General features: G+C 37.1%; 23 protein-coding genes and 1 pseudogene. 3 read left to right on the plus strand and 21 right to left on the minus strand.

The window, feature by feature from the left end; genetic code table 11:
- The 21 genes and pseudogenes from F6K40_RS31685 to rpsD all read right to left on the minus strand — a co-directional run.
- Positions 1-1,110: hypothetical protein (locus F6K40_RS31685; RefSeq protein WP_293141793.1), on the minus strand; the 1,110-nt coding region annotated here is incomplete at its 3' end.
- Between the two features lie 567 nt (positions 1,111-1,677).
- Complete coding sequence (locus F6K40_RS31690; RefSeq protein WP_293141795.1) at positions 1,678-2,028, minus strand: hypothetical protein; 351 nt, start codon at positions 2,026-2,028, stop codon at positions 1,678-1,680.
- Positions 2,029-2,219: 191 nt separating this feature from the next.
- Positions 2,220-2,636, minus strand: a complete 417-nt coding sequence (locus F6K40_RS31695; RefSeq protein ID WP_293141797.1) for a RebB family R body protein — start codon at positions 2,634-2,636, stop codon at positions 2,220-2,222.
- Positions 2,637-2,672: 36 nt separating this feature from the next.
- On the minus strand, positions 2,673-2,894 hold the full coding sequence (locus F6K40_RS31700) for a RebB family R body protein (protein ID WP_293141799.1): 222 nt from the start codon (positions 2,892-2,894) through the stop codon (positions 2,673-2,675).
- Between the two features lie 97 nt (positions 2,895-2,991).
- Positions 2,992-3,780, minus strand: a complete 789-nt coding sequence (locus F6K40_RS31705) for a RebB family R body protein (protein ID WP_293141801.1) — start codon at positions 3,778-3,780, stop codon at positions 2,992-2,994.
- A gap of 38 nt (positions 3,781-3,818) precedes the next feature.
- Positions 3,819-4,188 (minus strand): annotated as a pseudogene (locus F6K40_RS31710) (hypothetical protein); the annotation flags it as partial.
- 344 nt (positions 4,189-4,532) lie between these two features.
- Complete coding sequence (locus F6K40_RS31715; protein ID WP_293141803.1) at positions 4,533-4,856, minus strand: RebB family R body protein; 324 nt, start codon at positions 4,854-4,856, stop codon at positions 4,533-4,535.
- A 477-nt stretch (positions 4,857-5,333) separates the two neighbouring features.
- A complete protein-coding gene (locus tag F6K40_RS31720) occupies positions 5,334-5,753 on the minus strand; it encodes a RebB family R body protein (protein WP_293141805.1) in 420 nt (139 codons plus the stop codon).
- Positions 5,754-6,434: 681 nt separating this feature from the next.
- Positions 6,435-6,806, minus strand: a complete 372-nt coding sequence (locus tag F6K40_RS31725) for a RebB family R body protein (protein ID WP_293141807.1) — start codon at positions 6,804-6,806, stop codon at positions 6,435-6,437.
- A gap of 48 nt (positions 6,807-6,854) precedes the next feature.
- Positions 6,855-7,028, minus strand: coding sequence for a hypothetical protein (locus tag F6K40_RS31730; protein WP_293141809.1), 174 nt, complete (start codon positions 7,026-7,028; stop codon positions 6,855-6,857).
- Positions 7,029-7,159: 131 nt separating this feature from the next.
- The gene (locus F6K40_RS31735) at positions 7,160-7,483 is read right to left on the minus strand and encodes a RebB family R body protein (protein ID WP_293141811.1); all 324 of its coding nucleotides are present in this window, start codon (positions 7,481-7,483) and stop codon (positions 7,160-7,162) included.
- Between the two features lie 353 nt (positions 7,484-7,836).
- The gene (locus F6K40_RS31740; RefSeq protein ID WP_293141813.1) at positions 7,837-8,160 is read right to left on the minus strand and encodes a RebB family R body protein; all 324 of its coding nucleotides are present in this window, start codon (positions 8,158-8,160) and stop codon (positions 7,837-7,839) included.
- Positions 8,161-8,518: 358 nt separating this feature from the next.
- Entirely contained in the window at positions 8,519-8,842 is a 324-nt protein-coding gene (locus F6K40_RS31745) for a RebB family R body protein (protein ID WP_293141815.1), read from the minus strand.
- Positions 8,843-9,105: 263 nt separating this feature from the next.
- Positions 9,106-9,444, minus strand: coding sequence for a RebB family R body protein (locus F6K40_RS31750; protein WP_293141817.1), 339 nt, complete (start codon positions 9,442-9,444; stop codon positions 9,106-9,108).
- A gap of 698 nt (positions 9,445-10,142) precedes the next feature.
- Entirely contained in the window at positions 10,143-11,159 is a 1,017-nt protein-coding gene (locus tag F6K40_RS31755) for an AAA-like domain-containing protein (RefSeq protein WP_293141819.1), read from the minus strand.
- Entirely contained in the window at positions 11,150-11,425 is a 276-nt protein-coding gene (locus F6K40_RS31760) for a helix-turn-helix domain-containing protein (protein WP_293141821.1), read from the minus strand. The genes F6K40_RS31755 and F6K40_RS31760 overlap by 10 nt, the downstream gene beginning before the upstream one ends.
- Before the next feature lie 279 nt (positions 11,426-11,704).
- Positions 11,705-11,917, minus strand: a complete 213-nt coding sequence (locus F6K40_RS31765) for a RebB family R body protein (protein WP_293141823.1) — start codon at positions 11,915-11,917, stop codon at positions 11,705-11,707.
- Between the two features lie 497 nt (positions 11,918-12,414).
- On the minus strand, positions 12,415-12,594 hold the full coding sequence (locus tag F6K40_RS31770; RefSeq protein ID WP_293141826.1) for a hypothetical protein: 180 nt from the start codon (positions 12,592-12,594) through the stop codon (positions 12,415-12,417).
- 24 nt (positions 12,595-12,618) lie between these two features.
- On the minus strand, positions 12,619-12,762 hold the full coding sequence (locus F6K40_RS31775; RefSeq protein ID WP_293141828.1) for a hypothetical protein: 144 nt from the start codon (positions 12,760-12,762) through the stop codon (positions 12,619-12,621).
- Positions 12,763-13,205: 443 nt separating this feature from the next.
- Positions 13,206-13,373, minus strand: a complete 168-nt coding sequence (locus F6K40_RS31780; RefSeq protein WP_293141830.1) for a hypothetical protein — start codon at positions 13,371-13,373, stop codon at positions 13,206-13,208.
- A gap of 444 nt (positions 13,374-13,817) precedes the next feature.
- Entirely contained in the window at positions 13,818-14,426 is a 609-nt protein-coding gene (gene rpsD / locus F6K40_RS31785) for a 30S ribosomal protein S4 (RefSeq protein ID WP_293141832.1), read from the minus strand.
- 107 nt (positions 14,427-14,533) lie between these two features.
- Between rpsD and F6K40_RS31790 the strand changes: the two genes are divergently transcribed.
- The 3 genes from F6K40_RS31790 to F6K40_RS31800 form a co-directional block, all read left to right on the plus strand.
- Positions 14,534-15,073 carry a hypothetical protein gene (locus F6K40_RS31790; RefSeq protein ID WP_293141834.1) on the plus strand — a complete coding sequence of 180 codons (540 nt, stop codon included), beginning with the start codon at positions 14,534-14,536 and terminating at the stop codon, positions 15,071-15,073.
- Positions 15,074-15,362: 289 nt separating this feature from the next.
- A complete protein-coding gene (locus F6K40_RS31795; RefSeq protein ID WP_293141836.1) occupies positions 15,363-15,815 on the plus strand; it encodes a hypothetical protein in 453 nt (150 codons plus the stop codon).
- A gap of 77 nt (positions 15,816-15,892) precedes the next feature.
- On the plus strand, positions 15,893-16,259 hold a 367-nt coding region (locus F6K40_RS31800; protein WP_293141838.1), incomplete at its 3' end, for a MerR family transcriptional regulator.

Genomic DNA, 16,259 nt, shown 5'->3' on the forward strand with positions numbered 1-16,259 from the left:
GCTTTGGACACTGTCAGCATTCACTACTCGCAAGTCATCAGCACTATCAACTTCTTCAACCCCACCTGGCAGTCTTCTTTCACTTATTCCGATTACCTTGATTAAGACTTTTTTCTTTTTTCCTTGTTCAAATCTTTTAGCCCGCAGGTCTAGTGCAGCTATGACGATATCCTGGAATCCCTTAACTGCAGCAGATGCACGACCACTTAACAATAACGTGATACAACTTTCATTTTCTTGCCAAGGCGGAATCGCGTCATACTTTTTATCTATACCTGAAATCACTTCATGCACTCGGGTATGGTTGCATGAAACATCATCAAGGATTAATCTCGCCGCCAACCGCATTAGGGGTCCCATTGCTAGTACAATGTCTGCCTGTCCTATCCATTCCTTTTCTTTGTCGAATTTTTCCTGTGCTTTTTCCTTATCTATTTTTTCTTCAAATATCTCATATCCTGCTACCAAAAATCCCTCTACAAGCGGGTACGAATGTAAAAAATATCCAACCTTTGCCTCAGTAAAATAATCTTTTTTTAGGTTAATTGCTGCTGGGCCAGAGAACCGTGAGTGTCCCAATATTATTTCGGGTGTCCAATCATTTAACAAATTTTCGTGTGCATATCTTAAGACTTCATCATTTTCCATAAGAAAATACAATTGATCGCGCTCGTCTTCATTGAGCAGTCCTTCCCCACCCAACTCTTTTGTTAGTTTCTTTTGACCAGATTTTGTGTGTTGGTCTTTAATAACAAGTAAGTCTGCATCACCATGGCCTGCTTTAGTTGCCATTACTTTACTGTTTAGCTCGAAGGTAAGCAGTTTGACATCGTGATTCTTGGCAAGTTCCTTAGTGAGTTCCTCGTTAACGACTGCGAGACCACCTGTAAATTGCGCGCCACTGTATGGCAGTACAATAAGAATTTTCATTTTTTTTATCTCCTTGTTAGTGAGTATTTTTGGGTGAAGTAAGTATTTTTGTTTTTGAGGATTAATATTGGGGGGTTGAGTGGCTTTGAGTGAATGTTTTTGTTTCTGATTATTAATGTTAGAGGGTTTGGATAGTCCTAGAGAAATATAAAGAAACAGAAACAAACGAAACAAGCTCATATTTGACAGCCTTTTATCATTCAAGAAAGTCTAGTAGTATGTACATAAAATATCTCCAAAAATGAAGTGGAACACTTGCCACAACATAGCATGAACTAAATTTCTGGAGATGTCTATTAGTCTTGTAGTCTTTAACTATGAAAATCTCATTAAAATAGACTATAAGCTTAAGATGCATTTAGATTATGTTTTTTCCGTTCCCTCGATCGTCTATTGATACAAAGTTAAAATGCCGAACAGCTTATTGCTCGAAAAGTCTTAGGTTGTCAGAACTGTGTTACCAATTAGCAAACAGTCCACTGATATTGCATTGAGAACATAAAAACTAAATGCTTCTTAGCTTAAATGGGGTAAAGTGACATACATTCAAACTTTGAATTTTGGTTGGTGGAACCCTTATTAAATCCTAGAAATACAACGATAATTGGACACAAGAAGTAACCTGGAAGCTTGGCTGTTCATTTGGGAGGGCAAACAGATTAGCCACAAGCGGTTATCAATAGTTTAAGACCTTCTCAAACAAAAGTTTCATTGCACTATTAAGCTGTTTTTGTGTAACTCCTAAATCTACGAATCCCCAGAAGGAAACTCTTTGAGAATTGTACCTGATGATTTTCCAACTTTTTCAAATATCTTGACTGTACTACTGAGAGTTTCCTGAGACTTAGCAATGATTTCTGCGTAAGGAGTGACTTTGCGTTCGGCTATCATAAGTTGAGTACAAACCGCGATCGCTGTACTGCTAATAGTAGTTATATTTCGCAAATTGTCTGTTGCATCTTGCACGGCAATTGCCATTGATTGAGCTACTGACTGATAAGCTTTTCCTGCACCTTCAGTTTTAACAATTTCAGGTGCTAAATTTGTTCGGGTATTAATTAAAATACTTTGCTTCGTTTGATCTAAATTTTTTGACATAAGATTTAGTTACCTTCTCAATTTGTTGTCTTGACAATTTTGACACAAAAATACAAAAACGAGTGAGCGTCAAGCAAGTTTTGTCGATTCTTACAGCAGCACTTTTCAGATTTATAGAATATACTGATTGCATCCAATTACTTGTTACTTCAGTAATAGTCTGTAGTCAACTTTCTGAAAAAATGCTGTATTTATATCCTATTCTTAATCAGCGAACCGCCTTTACCGCCAACATCATCGTCGTCATCATCAGAATCATCCCGCTTCTCAGGAGGCAAAGAAGGTGGTGCAGGAGGAGGTTCTGGTGGTGCAGGAGGTTCTGGTGGTTCTGGTGGTGCAGGAGGAGGAGTTGGAATCTCTGTTGGAGGGGACGCAACCATAACTTGAACTGGTAAAGACATAATTTGCCTACAAGCAGTTGAAATCACAGCGGCATTAACTTGCTGCATTGAACTCTGTGCAGCAACAGCATTTTGCATAATCAAACTTACAGAATGAGCTGTGGTTTGATAGACTAGGCCCATTGATTGAGCCGGAGAACCACCCACAACATTAGTATTGCTTTGGGTAACGGCATCAGTGATTTGAGGATTAACTGTGTCTGTCATAATATTTTTCTTGTATACAAATTATTAGTAGCACTACTAAGCAAGTTCTACAATTTTTTTGCAAGTTGTTGAAACCACAGCTACATTGATTTGCTGCATCGCACTTTGTGTTGCCACAGCATTCTGCATTGCTAAACTTATAGAATGAGCCATGGTTTGATATACCAGTCCCATTGATTGTGCTGGAGAACCGCCCAAGACATTAGTATTGCTTTGGGTAATAGAATCAGTGATTTGAGAATTAACTGTGTCTGTCATAATACTGTTCTCTATTTAAGGAAGAAAACTCCTGTGTACAAAGTGTCTAAATTTTACTTTACTGGTTTGGAAAAGCTTTTCCTAAACCTCAGAAACCTTATGAAGTTCCTTGTAAATTTTTTACCATTTGAATGACACTACTGAGATATTGAGAACTTAAAGAGTCTGTTTTTTGAGTTGCACCAGGCTTTCTAGAACTAGCTTCTTGCATTTCCTGTATTAGCCTATGGTGTTCTGGGAATAATTTCTCAAGCATTTTCAGCATTTCATCAGTAGTATTATTTTGAGCAACTCTTCTTTGCTTAGAGTAGATGAAGCCCAAATTTTTAGTTGTTGTAGTGTAGCTATTAAGAGTTAATTGCTGTTGGAGATTAATTGAATTTTGAAGAGCCTGAATTGATGCTTCAACTAGAGTTTGATAATTGTTGCTTTGAGCAACTGCTGGTGAATTTCCCAAAACACTAGATTGAGCAACTGCATCAGTAACTACAGAGTCAGGATGATCATCCAATTCTGGCTCTTGAGCAACTACATCAATTTCATCAACTACAGAACCAGGATGATCATCCAATTCTGGCTCTTGAGCAACTACATCAATTTCATCAACTACAGAGTCAGGATGATCATCCAATTCTGGCTCTTGAGCAACTACATCAATTTCATCAACTACAGAGTCAGGATGATCATCCAATTCTAGCTCTTGAGCAACTACATCAATTTCATCAACTAAAAAGTCATAATTATCAATTTCCAATTCTGGCTCTTGAGTAACTACCTCAATTTCATCAACTTCATTAGCAATTGCCAAGTCAGGGTCATCAATTTCCTCTGCTCTAGAATGAATTTGATTATTTTTAGTAATATCTGTATTATTTTCCTCTATCATAATTGACTTCTTCCTATGAAAAAACTGAGTAGTGTGACTTACACAATTTTTAAGGCTAAATTATCACTGAAAATCTCTTTGTGACAAGCAACAAATATATCCATGTTTTCAGTTAACCAATTAAATAAACGGAAAAACATTGCTCTACGAAATAGCTATAAGGCTACTTGTTGAGAGCTGCTAGCGTGTCTATAGCAAATGTGTTCTAATGTTTATTAGCCCATTTTTGTAAGCCTCCAGCTAATTTCTGCCAAATCAAATGATCAAAGTATAAGTATAAAATAGCGAAATAAAATGGCGTTCTAGACTCCATTTATCTCTCACTTGATATTCTTTTAACCCTAACCATCCTTTGGCTTCTCTATCAAAAAATTATACCCAATTTTTCTGAGAATAGATATTTACTATCCCCATTACGATTTCACTTTAAATAGGCCAACAGGGTGACATATTTGAAGTAAATTCCTTGTTCATTTAACTATAGCATTATAGATCATTTTTTCGACATTTTTTCTATTTAATTAATTTAATTGTATAAGTCCCATTAGTTAAATAAGTTATCGCTATGATTTTCTTGGCAAAGGTTATTGCCAAAGAAAATCATCAATCTTTGTGATCGATGTCTCAGGACTTACACAAAGGCACTAATCCTAGTGTAAATCTCTGAAATAATCACCAAAATATAGTGGTACTGCCTAAGTTATGAGTTTATTTAAGGATTTCCAATCAGCGGCTAATGACATCAAGCTTGCTTAACTCTGGGTTTGTAATCCTTGAAGCGTGCCTATTGTATTAACTAGGTTATCTGAAGTATCAGCCTCTAGTATCTCACCAGTAGCCATACTTATAGCAGCAGTTCCAAAAGTGTAAAGCTCGTTAACTCCTAGAGTGGTGTTAATTTCGTGAATAATATTACTTTGTTGCTGTAGAGTCACTCCGTTTTGTACAGATAAACTCAAAGACTGAGAAACCGTCTGATATAGATTGCTTAGTGACATAGCTGGTGAATCGCCCAGCACTTTGACATTAGCCTGAGTTACTGCATCAGCGATTGCACCATTTACGTTGTCTGGCATAATTTTTGTTATTCTTGATAGTGGTTGGCGTCAAAAAAGGGACAGAACTTACACAGCGACACTATTTCTAGTAGCAAGCTTTTTGTAGTCCTGGCGATCGGCGGTTCGTCATTTCCTTAATAAACTCCTCCAAAAATACCGATTTGGAAAAAGTCCCATAAGGGTTTGAGAACCTTATAACATAACTGATGAATCTTCCAGCACTTTGAGATGAGCTTGAGTCACGGCATCAGTAGTTGCATCATGTACGTCTGCTAGTCTTGCCATGGACGATTCGTCTCTTGAGCTGAACCCTCCGCAGCCTGATCTTTAGCCAAATTCTTCTTAGTTTGGCCAAATTTTTGCTTTTCTTAATTTTTGCTGTTTTCAAGATTGGTTTACCTAAAAAAAAAGCGACTTAATTTATCCAGCAACACTATCTGTAGTAGTAAGCCTTCTCTAATCCTGGCAATTATTAATCTGCCAACACTAATGTTATTAAGTTTTCGGAGGGTTTGGAGGAAATACTACCTTCTTCTTACCCTTTACCCGTACTTTCTTCTTACCCTTTACCCGTACTTTCTTCTTTCTCCTGGTTCTGGATTTCTTTAGGGTACCTACTGAACCTAATAATTTAACTAAGTTGTCTGAAATACCAGTTTTTCGTATTTTACCAGTAGCCATAGTCAAAGCAGCTGTTCCTACAGTGTAAAGTAAATTAACTCCTTGAGTTGTAGTAGCCTGCTGAACGATGTTACTCTGCTGCTGCATCGTCACTGCATTTTGCACGGATAAACTCAAAGATTGAGAAACCGTCTGATACAAATTGCTTAGTGACAAAGCTGGTGAATCGGCCAGCACTTTGACATTAGCCTGAGTCACGGCATCAGTGATGGCACCATTTACGTTGTCTGGCATAATTTTTGTTAATAGTGGTTGGCGTCAAAAAAGGGACAAGACTTACACAGCGACACTATTTCTTGTAGCAAGTTTTTTGTAGTCTTGGCGATCTGCGGTTCGTCATTTCCTTAATAAACCTCTCCAAAAAAACGATTGGAAAACGGTAACATAAAGGTTCTCAAACCTTGTAATATCATGTCCGGTTGAACAGTTATAAATAAATTAGGTAGGAGTCAAGAGAAAGGAGTCAAGAGATATGATTCAACCCACCCCTAGCCCCTCCTTGGAGGGGAACAGGAAGGAATGTATCAGGAGAAAGAAGTGTTTTTATCACTAATTATCCGGACATGATATAACATAGCCAATGAATATTCCAGCACTTTGACATGATCTTGAGTCACGGATCAGTAGTTGCATCATTTACGTTTGCTGGTGTTGCCATGGCCAATTATACTCAAGATACGAATCCTTCGGAGCCGGATCTTGAGCTTAATTCTTCTTAGTTTGGCATGATTTTTCCTATTCTTAATTTTTGCTCTTCTCAAGATTGGTTTACTTAAAAAAAGCGGCATGATTTACCCAGCGACTCTATCTGTAGTATTACACCTTCTGTAATTCTGGCGATTATTGACCTGCCAGAACCAAGGTATCTAAGGGTTTGGAGGAAGTATTGCAGGAAAAATTGCTTTCTTCTTAACCTTATACTCCTGGCTTATTAGGAAGCTTTTTTACTTTCTTCTTCCTCCTGGTTCTGGATTTCTTTAGAGCACCTACTGAACCTAACGTATTAATTAAGTTGTCTGAAGTATCAGCCTCTAGTGTTTCACCAGTAGCCATAGCCACAGCTGCTGTTCCTACAGTGTAAAGTAAACTAACTCCTTGAGTTGTAGTAGCCTGATGAACGATGTTACTTTGTTGCTGTAGAGTCACTGCATTTTGTACAGATAAACTCAAAGATTGAGAAACTGTCTGATATAAATTACTTAGTGACAAAGCTGGTGAATCGGCTAGCACTTTGACATTAGCCTGGGTTACAGCATCGGTGATTGCACCATTTACTTCTGTTGGCATAATTTTTGTTGTTCTGAATAGTGGTTGACGTCAAAAAAGGGACAAGACTTACACAGCAACACTATTTGTAGTGGCAACTTTTTGTAGTCCTGGCGCTCGGCGGTTCGTCATTTCCTGAATAGACTTTTCCCAAAATACTAATTTGGAAACAGTCGCATCAGGGTTTGAGAACTTTTTCTGGAGATGTCTAATAGACACAAAATATGCAACTTTCTTGGGCAAAACACGGGTTAGTTTGCTCTTGAGCTGACTAAATCCCTAGGTTTGAGAAAGTTGTACATTAGGTAATAGACATCTCCAAAAATACAGATTTTAGAACTCTACCATAAAGGTTTAAAGACCTTTTCTTACCCCTACTTCTGGTTCTGTAGAGCTTGTACTGTACCTAACATACTAGTTAAGTTGTCTGAAGTATCAGCCTCTAGTGTTTCACCAGTAGCCATACTCACAGCTGCTGTTCCTACAGTGTAAAGTAAGTTAATTCCTTGAGTTGTGGTAGCCTGATGAACGATGTTACTCTGTTGCTGGATAGTCACTGCATTTTGTACAGATAAACTCAAAGATTGAGAAACTGTCTGATATAAATTGCTGAGTGACAGACCTGGTGAATCGGCTAGCACTTTGACATTAGCCTGGGTTACAGCATCGGTGATTGCACCATTTACTTCTGTTGGCATAATTTTTGTTGTTCTGAATAGTGGTTGACGTCAAAAAAGGGACAAGACTTACACAGCAACACTATTTTTAGTGGCAACTTTTTGTAGTCCTGGCGCTCGGCGGTTCCTCATTTCCTGAATAGACTTTTCCCAAAATACTAATTTGGAAACAGTCGCATCAGGATTTGAGAACCTTTTCTAGAGATGTCTAATAGACACAAAATATGCAACTTTCTTGGGCAAAATACGGGTTAGTTTGCTCTTGAGCTGACTAAATCCCTAGGTTTGAGAAAGTTGTACATTAGGTAATAGACATCTCCAAAAATACCGATTTGAGAAGAGTAGTATAAAGGTTTGAAAACCTTTTCTTACCCCTACTTCTGGTTCTGTAGAGCCTGTACTGTACCTAACGTATTAATTAAGTTGTCTGAAGTATCAGCCTCTAGTGTTTCACCAGTAGCCATACTCACAGCTGCTGTTCCTACAGTGTAAAGTAAGTTAATTCCTTGGGTTGTGGTAGCCTGATGAACGATGTTACTCTGTTGCTGCATAGTCACTGCATTTTGTACAGATAAACTCAAAGATTGAGAAACCGTCTGATACAAATTGCTGAGTGACAGACCTGGTGAATCGGCTAGCACTTTGACATTAGCCTGGGTTACAGCATCGGTGATTGCACCATTTACGTTGTCTGGCATAATTTTTGTTGTTCTGAATAGTGGTTGACGTCAAAAAAGGGACAAGACTTACACAGCGACACTATTTTTAGGTAGTGGCAACTTTTTGTAGTCCTGGCGTTCGGCGGTTCCTCATTTCCTGAATAGACTTTTCCCAAAATACTAATTTGGAAACAGTCGCATCAGGATTTGAGAACCTTTTCTAGAGATGTCTAATAGACACAAAATATGCAACTTTCTTGGACAAAACACGGGTTGGTTTGCTCTTGAGCTGACTAAATCCCTAGGTTTGAGAAAAGTTGTACATTAGATAATAGACATCTCCAAAAATACAGATTTTAGAACTGTACCATAAAGGTTTGAAGACCTTTTTTTACCCCTACTTCTGGTTTTGTAGAGCTTGTACTGTACCTAACATATTAGTTAAGTTGTCTGAAGTATCAGCCTCTAGTGTTTCACCAGTAGCCATACTCATAGCAGCTGTTCCTACAGTGTAAAGTAAGTTAATTCCTTGAGTTGTAGTAGCTTGATGAACGATGTTACTCTGTTGCTGCATAGTTACTGCATTTTGTACAGATAAACTCAAAGATTGAGAAACCGTCTGATATAAATTGCTGAGTGAAAGAGCTGGTGAATCGGCTAGCACTTTGACATTAGCCTGGGTTACAGCATCGGTGATTGCACCATTTACGTTGTCTGGCATAATTTTTGTTGTTCTGAATAGTGGTTGACGTCAAAAAAGGGACAAGACTTACATAGCAACACTAATAGCAACACTATTTGTAGTAGCAAGCTTTTTGTAGTCCTGGCGCTCGGCGGTTCGTCATTTCCTGAATAGACTTTTCCCAAAATACTGATTTGGAAAAAGTTCCATAAGAGTTTGAGAACCTTTTCTAGAGATGTCTAATACACATCTCCAAAAATACAGATTTTAGAAGGGTATTATAAAGGTTTGAGAACCTTTCATTAGGTGGTTGGCTTCTGGTTCTGTTCCTTCAGAGCCATTACTGTACCTAACATATTAGTTAAGTTGTCTGAAGTATCAGCCTCTAGTGTCTCACCAGTAGCCATACTTGCAGCAGCTGTTCCTACAGTGTAAAGCAGATTAACTCCTTGAGTTGTAGTCGCCTGATGAACGATGTTACTCTGTTGCTGCATAGTCACTGCATTTTGTACGGATAAACTCAAAGATTGAGAAACCGTCTGATATAAATTGCTGAGTGATAGAGCTGGTGAATCGGCCAGCACTTTGACATTAGCCTGAGTTACAGCATCGGTGATTGCACCATTTACGTTGTCTGGCATAATTTTTGCTTTCTTTCTTAGTTTGGGTCGATCAAGAGTTTCCCTTGACTACTAATAAGTCTATCTGTTTATAAGTAGTTACACAACTAATACAAACTAATATAATTTTTTGCCGAAAACTCATATAGAACCCATTTGGTATTAAATCCAAATCCCTACAGCAGTTTTCATATCGGTAGACCACAGTAGGGGCTTGCTGGCATTCGCCCTTATAGGTATCTTATATGCAACGTCCCTACAAGATTTTGGTTATGGCGATGTGGTTCATCAATTTGAAAAGTGCTGTAGTTCCACACTTGAGTACCTCCCAAAATTAAATCCCTCCCAATGAAGGGAGAGATCCAATACTCCTTGACTTGTTGTCCAAATTAAGGGGACTATAGCATTTGCTTTTGGGAACTGCGACAAGCTTTTATCCAAGCATCTGAGCTGCGTTCTTTCGCCAAAGACACCTCCAAAAATACCGATTTTTAAACGGTGGGATCGAGGTATGAAAACCTTTATTGGAGATGTCTAATTGGGTGCGATCGCAATTTATCAAAAGGATTGGGCCGCCCAACCCCGCCTCGATCGGCGAAACGTTTTTGGAGCGTTGCTCTAATCCCCTACTTCTCATCCTGGGAGCAGTAGGGGGTGACTTATGGCTTATGGCTTATGACTTCTGACTTCGTTAAACACCACCTCAAACTCAAAATTTGCTATAATGTTTGTTGGAAATAATCTTGATATAGCTGACAACTAATAACTGCTTTATTTTGATTTAACTTAATTAGACCCATATTATTTAACTTATTCGCCAAAATCGGGTTTAATAACACAGGTTCAGTAGAATTTATAACAGTTTTTAAAGCAGTCGCTAATTCTGGTTCTAACTGTAACTTCATTTGATAACGATACAAGTGACTTCCATAAATTCCTGTAGAAGTAGGAGCATTGTCTAATAACTCCATCAATGTTAATTTCTCTTGACTCAGATAATAAATAGCAAGATGAACTAGAGCAGGATGCCCTCCTGTCATATCCATCAAAAGCTTTGTATCTTTTTCACTTATAAAATTGAGTTCATACAATTTAACTAATTCCATAACTTCTTCCAAAGTGAAACTATCCAGATGAGCAACAAAACCTAAATGAAAAAGCGACTGATAAATTTCCAAAGGAACATCAATTTCAGTTGAATAAACTAGAAGTAAACGCAGATTCTGCCACATGGGCAAGACTCTAGATTTCTCATGCCATGAACACAGCAAGGTAAAGAAATCTTTTACTACCTCCGAATAATCAAAAATTAAATTTAGGTCATCTAAAGCCAAAACTAAAGGTGAATCAATTGATCGCAACAAATAATTTTCAAAGTACAAAGTAGAACTAACTTTACAACCAATATTTTCATCCCAATAACCTTCTAGCCTTGGCTCTAAACCAAGACCTAAAGCAACATTAACACAAAACCAGTGTAAAAACTTATCAATATTATTGAAAGAACTTTGTGAGGCTTGTTTCAAATCTAAACTAACAGTGCGATAATCTAAAGAATGTGCCTCATGTATCATACGCAACAACACCGAACTTTTGCCCATTTCCCGTGGTGCTCTTATTCTTACCAAAGCCCCTGGTTTTTGAATTTCCGTCAAGATTTCCTTTTCAATAGTAGTTTTTTCAATATAAAACGGCGAATTCAAAGGAATAACCCCAGCAGGAAATGTTATAGACATAATTTGTTTAACGTACTGTTCGACTTGCGATCGACATTTTTTTTTGTTACTTTATCACCAACAAGAAAAGAAAGCTTTGTTAATAGCTTAGATGGTACAACATTGTTTAAATAATCACAACTATAACCATTATCTTCAGCTATTTTTTTATAAGACTTTTCATCCCAAATACCTTGGAGAGTCAGAAATTCTACTTCATTCAGAGTAGAACTACCAATATTTGTAAGTTCACGGTTTAGAACTTTGAATATAAAATTTAGGTTCATAAAGGCTAAGTCTTTTTTCTATATGTAGGTTTCTAATGTAGGTTTCTATATGTAGGCTAGAGTTGATAGCACAACAAATGCATCTAAATATTATGAAATTCCTTCTTAACAAAAGAACCCATAAGCAAGTTATCAATGGGTTCTCACTCCGCGTGAATCTCCATTTCTATTTGACAGATAATTAAACCTACCTATTTAGGAGCTTGATCAAGGATGTTACTCTGGTTGTTGCATAGTCACTGCATTTTGTACAGATAAACTCAAAGATTGAGAAACCGTCTAATATAATAAATGGGTTAGTAACAAAGCTAATGAATCAGCTAGCACTTTGATATTAGCCTGAGTTACAGCATCGGTGATTGCACCATTTACCTTGTCTGTTTCTATAGTTTTGTTTGACCAAGAGTTTTCCTTGAACACTAATAAATCTATCTGTTTATAAGTAATTACACAACTAATAAAAACTAATATAATTTTTTGCCAAAAACTCATATAAATTTAACAGACTCTCGATCAAATTCACCCATAAAATCTTCTCTCTTTAATACTATTTCTAAAAATTAATGCTACACGTGGAAGGTAGTAAAAATAACTGGAAAAATCACAGAGGTTAGTTAAAAATTAAATTATGTCAATAAATAGTATTTAGAAATATAAAATTTAAGTGTAGCAAAGTTTTTTAGAATTAGTATAAGTAGTTAAAAAGGTAAATATTCAGCTATTTTCAAACATCTAAATAGGAAACCAAATGGCTAAGAGGCAAAATCTTCACCTCTCTATTTCCAATCCTCCTTTCTTAATTCCCTATTGACAATACTTATGGCTCCTCCCGTAGCTGACCTTCAGATTCCCTATACTTATACTAAATTCTATTTATAATTAATTACACAACTAATACAAACTAATATAATTTTTTGCCAAAGACTCATATAAATTTAACAGGCCCTCGATCAAACTCACCTATAAAATCTTCTCTCTTTATATCATTTTCAAAAAATACTGTTACAGTGCTTTATTCTGTTTGCAGGAGTCTTGAGATTAATAAGCAACCTTTTTTGGGTAGTCCTGCATTGTAATGGTGAAAATATATATTTTTTAATTTCTTCCCACACGGACCACACGGACCACACGGACCACACGGACCACACGGACCACACTCTCTCTACCATTCCTCAGCACCACCACCCCATCTTTTACTTCATAAACTCTAAAACTATAATTCCAATGCACACTCCCACACCTCCCACACCTCCCACACCTCCCAGACTCCCCACACCTCCCACACCTCCCACACCTCCCACACCTCCCACACCTCCCACACCTCCCAGACTCCCCACACTAATTCATCCCCCAAATATGCAACGCCGACAATACTTATAGCCTTCCCCGTAGCTGACCTCCAGATTCCCTATGCTTAAATCCAAATCCCTAAGCTCAAAACTATAGCACTACGCAAATAGGGTGCGGACATTTCTAATTACTCAAACTCACTCAGGGATTACTTCTGACTTCTGACTTGTACGTAGCGCTATAACCAACTCTTAGTGCTAAACCTGGATGGGTGACAGACAAGGCTAAAAAGCTTACTTGAAAAGGTTTACAGCTTTTCTACTTCTATGATAATTCAGCCGTTCTTGAGGGCAATTTGCCATCAATTTCTCTGCTTCTTCTACCAAAATTAAATGCGAATTTAACCAAGTTTGACCTCTATTTCAATTATAAAAATGGCTATGTCGTCGATATTTTTTTCCTTTTTCTGTGGGACGATTCACATAATTTGCTACTCCTTTTTCACAAATCCTTTTGTGGTAGCTGAGGCGGTAATTTGTTCTAATTCTTGATCCAGAGAAATCGGTTTTTTCCCAGTTAATAGAGACATGAATTTATGGATAAAAGAAGCTGAGGAAAGACTCAAAATATCCAGATATAGCTGTTTTCTACGGCTCATAATAATTAATTGATCATGGATAATGAACAATGGATAATTATTTGAAAATGGATTAATTATCAATTAGTGAACAAACTATTCCCTATTCCCTACCCTATAAGCACAAAAATCATAGCTAAATTGACCAACACCGAAAATGGATTAATTAGAGCTTCCTGATTAAACCTGAAAGTGTTTACAGATCAAATTTTTGCCCTTTTTAAGTATTGAAAAAGTGCGAGATTTTGAGTTGAAAAGCATCAAAATGTTAGTATTTTAGACGCATAGTTGGACAGAGAAATTGAGGAACAATTCTAACTCCTACCTCCTCGCTCATTCCTATTTCTACTGTAGGGGCGAACGGCCGTTCGCCCCTACGACTACAAAGAGCAAAAATACTTTTTCAACAAACCCTAATTATCAATTATCCATTATCCATTATCCATTATCCATTATCCATTAGCCTTAGGCTTGTCTGGAATAATATTCCACAACTAACAGTTCGTTAATATTAAGCGCCACCCACTCCCGTTCCACAACACCATTAACTTTACCAACCAGTTTGTCTTTATCAAATTCTAAATGACTAGGAATATTAGCTAAACCTGGATATTGGAGATTAGTCTTGACCATTTCCTTAGATTTCTCTTTTTCTTTAACACTAATTACCTCTCCTGGTTTACATTGATAGCTAGCAATACTTACTACCTTGCCATTAACTGTCACATGACCATGATTAACTAACTGTCGTGCGCCGGGAATAGTTGGAGCCATTCCTAAACGAAATACGGTATTATCTAAACGCATTTCTAGAAACTGTAGTAATACTTGCCCTGTGGAACCTGCTGCACGACGAGCTTTTTTTACATAACGTAGGAGTTGGCGTTCAGAAAGACCATAATTGTATAATAATTTCTGTTTCTCTTCCAGTCGAATAGCATATTCTGAGCGCTTTTTGCGGTTTTGACCATGTTGGCCTGGTGGATAAGCACGTCTAGCACTTTTACGAGTTAGTCCTGGTAGATCGCCCAGGCGACGTACTATTCTTAAACGTGGACCTCTATATCTAGACATAATAATTTCCTCATTAACGTAAAATTTAGCCACAATCCTATATCATATACTATTTAATTGTTACATTGTCAATTGTCCACTATTGAGTTTAGCTTTGATTATTTATTATGCCTAATCTGAACTTTTCTGATTTTTTATATGATAAATTTCCCTTATCTGCACCTAAGAAATACTTTAATAAACGCTGGATATCTTTAGCAGCAATACAACTTTTTAGTTGTAGTTTGTTGATGGCTATTCCTGAAGTAGCAACTGCCCAAGCAAATAGAAAATCATTTAGAATTTGCTCCAAGGATTTATTGAGCTTAGGTTTATCTGAGTCAGAAGTAGCTAATGCTTGTGGTGCAGCTTTAAAGCCTAGAGATTTATCAAGATGCGTCACAAAAATTTATGATAATACAACAGATGAACTTCCAGCAGAAGATATTCTATTTAATTGTCAAAGGGTGAGAAGAGTTGATGAATTAGGAACTTGTGTGAAAAAGATTAATAAAGCATTTAAAAATAAATCTAATGAATCTGCTGTCTTAGAAAATTGTCGTCTTAGTTTACTTCCAGAAAGTTTTTCTTCTTGTGTAATTGGTTTAAGTGATAATGTTGGATTATCGACAGAAGAATTATTAGCTACTTGTCTTAATCAATCATGAAGAAATAACTGAGGTTAATTGAGAGTAAGAAAGGTAATTGATTTTTAAGGGTGCGATTCGTTGATGATTTTTTAGTAATTTAGGTTTTTTCCTAATATCAAAAACTTGTCTCTACCAATTTATTTATCTCAAAGTTGGTTGAAGAGCCGCCCTGTCCCCTAGAGCCACATTGGGAGGATGTCAAGAGTTTAGTCAATAGAAGATAACAAAGCCTTTTTTCTTAGTTGCAACTTCGGGAAATTGTTGTTAACATTACTACCCTAAAGGTACTTTACAAAACTAAAAGAAAATGAAAAAGTTGAATTTTGTGGCTACTGCCTTGTCTACTGTAGCGATCGCTGGTGGTGTACTTTTTACCAATTCTGTAGAAGCTTGTCCTTTTAGTAGCAAAGGTTTTGGTGGCAAAGGTAAAGGTTTTACGCCAAACACATCTTTAAATTCACCAGACTCTTGGTTTAGCAAAAAATTTCCTGGTAAGTCTGACTTTGCTATTGCTGGTATTGCTGCTGGTACATTAGGTTTAACTGGGTTAGGTGCTTTTTTTGCTACTCGTTATATTACTGGTAAAGCAGAAGCTAATGTTGATGCTAGTGATGAGTCTTTGGATTTAGCAGTAGAAGAAACATTTGTTCAAGAGCATCCTGAAGCACCTGGCGGCGAACTAGATTTAGTTGAGGATAATTCTGTTGATCATGTCAACTCAGAAGTTGTTGCAGATCGAGAAATTTCCCTCCTAAAATAAATTGATTATTAGAATTAAGTAAAATAAATTTTCTCTAGACTTCCAGTCACTTAAAACTGGAAGTTTTTTATGTTCAGTTGTTTGTCGGTACAACTGAAGCTGCTTCTTTATTGAATATTTCTACTCAACGAGTCCGAGTTTTACTGAAAGAAGGTCGGATTCAAGGCGCTCGGAAAATTAATGGTCGAACTTGGGGGATTCCTCTGTACGAAGGAAGACCAAGAATCTCTGGTAAAAAACGTGGTCCTGAACCCAATTGGTCTCCTCAGCGCCATTGCGGTCAAAATACCCTTCATTTTAATCGACCTAATATAGATAAAAATCGGAAGCTCAAAAAGATTGATCCTGAAGCCGAAGATGATTATGTACTTTCTGCTCAACGTGGCTCTAAGATTTTAGCTAAAGGTCACGAAGTGGAGATTAATGGTCCTTGTCGGATTGTTT

Source organism: Okeania sp. SIO3I5 (assembly GCF_010672085.1).
In the GTDB taxonomy this organism is placed as follows: domain Bacteria; phylum Cyanobacteriota; class Cyanobacteriia; order Cyanobacteriales; family Microcoleaceae; genus Trichodesmium.

What these genes read in the sequence shown, in the direction of transcription:
- F6K40_RS31690 (WP_293141795.1), bottom strand. Translation starts at nt 2,028, where the DNA reads ATGTCAAAAAATTTAGATCAAACGAAGCAAAGTATTTTAATTAATACC.
- F6K40_RS31695 (WP_293141797.1), bottom strand. Translation starts at nt 2,636, where the DNA reads ATGACAGACACAGTTAATCCTCAAATCACTGATGCCGTTACCCAAAGC.
- F6K40_RS31700 (WP_293141799.1), bottom strand. Translation starts at nt 2,894, where the DNA reads ATGACAGACACAGTTAATTCTCAAATCACTGATTCTATTACCCAAAGC.
- F6K40_RS31705 (WP_293141801.1), bottom strand. Translation starts at nt 3,780, where the DNA reads ATGATAGAGGAAAATAATACAGATATTACTAAAAATAATCAAATTCAT.
- F6K40_RS31715 (WP_293141803.1), bottom strand. Translation starts at nt 4,856, where the DNA reads ATGCCAGACAACGTAAATGGTGCAATCGCTGATGCAGTAACTCAGGCT.
- F6K40_RS31720 (WP_293141805.1), bottom strand. Translation starts at nt 5,753, where the DNA reads ATGCCAGACAACGTAAATGGTGCCATCACTGATGCCGTGACTCAGGCT.
- F6K40_RS31725 (WP_293141807.1), bottom strand. Translation starts at nt 6,806, where the DNA reads ATGCCAACAGAAGTAAATGGTGCAATCACCGATGCTGTAACCCAGGCT.
- F6K40_RS31735 (WP_293141811.1), bottom strand. Translation starts at nt 7,483, where the DNA reads ATGCCAACAGAAGTAAATGGTGCAATCACCGATGCTGTAACCCAGGCT.
- F6K40_RS31740 (WP_293141813.1), bottom strand. Translation starts at nt 8,160, where the DNA reads ATGCCAGACAACGTAAATGGTGCAATCACCGATGCTGTAACCCAGGCT.
- F6K40_RS31745 (WP_293141815.1), bottom strand. Translation starts at nt 8,842, where the DNA reads ATGCCAGACAACGTAAATGGTGCAATCACCGATGCTGTAACCCAGGCT.
- F6K40_RS31750 (WP_293141817.1), bottom strand. Translation starts at nt 9,444, where the DNA reads ATGCCAGACAACGTAAATGGTGCAATCACCGATGCTGTAACTCAGGCT.
- F6K40_RS31755 (WP_293141819.1), bottom strand. Translation starts at nt 11,159, where the DNA reads ATGTCTATAACATTTCCTGCTGGGGTTATTCCTTTGAATTCGCCGTTT.
- F6K40_RS31760 (WP_293141821.1), bottom strand. Translation starts at nt 11,425, where the DNA reads ATGAACCTAAATTTTATATTCAAAGTTCTAAACCGTGAACTTACAAAT.
- F6K40_RS31765 (WP_293141823.1), bottom strand. Translation starts at nt 11,917, where the DNA reads ATGAGTTTTTGGCAAAAAATTATATTAGTTTTTATTAGTTGTGTAATT.
- F6K40_RS31770 (WP_293141826.1), bottom strand. Translation starts at nt 12,594, where the DNA reads ATGGTAGAGAGAGTGTGGTCCGTGTGGTCCGTGTGGTCCGTGTGGTCC.
- F6K40_RS31780 (WP_293141830.1), bottom strand. Translation starts at nt 13,373, where the DNA reads ATGAGCCGTAGAAAACAGCTATATCTGGATATTTTGAGTCTTTCCTCA.
- rpsD (WP_293141832.1), bottom strand. Translation starts at nt 14,426, where the DNA reads ATGTCTAGATATAGAGGTCCACGTTTAAGAATAGTACGTCGCCTGGGC.
- F6K40_RS31790 (WP_293141834.1), top strand. Translation starts at nt 14,534, where the DNA reads ATGCCTAATCTGAACTTTTCTGATTTTTTATATGATAAATTTCCCTTA.
- F6K40_RS31795 (WP_293141836.1), top strand. Translation starts at nt 15,363, where the DNA reads ATGAAAAAGTTGAATTTTGTGGCTACTGCCTTGTCTACTGTAGCGATC.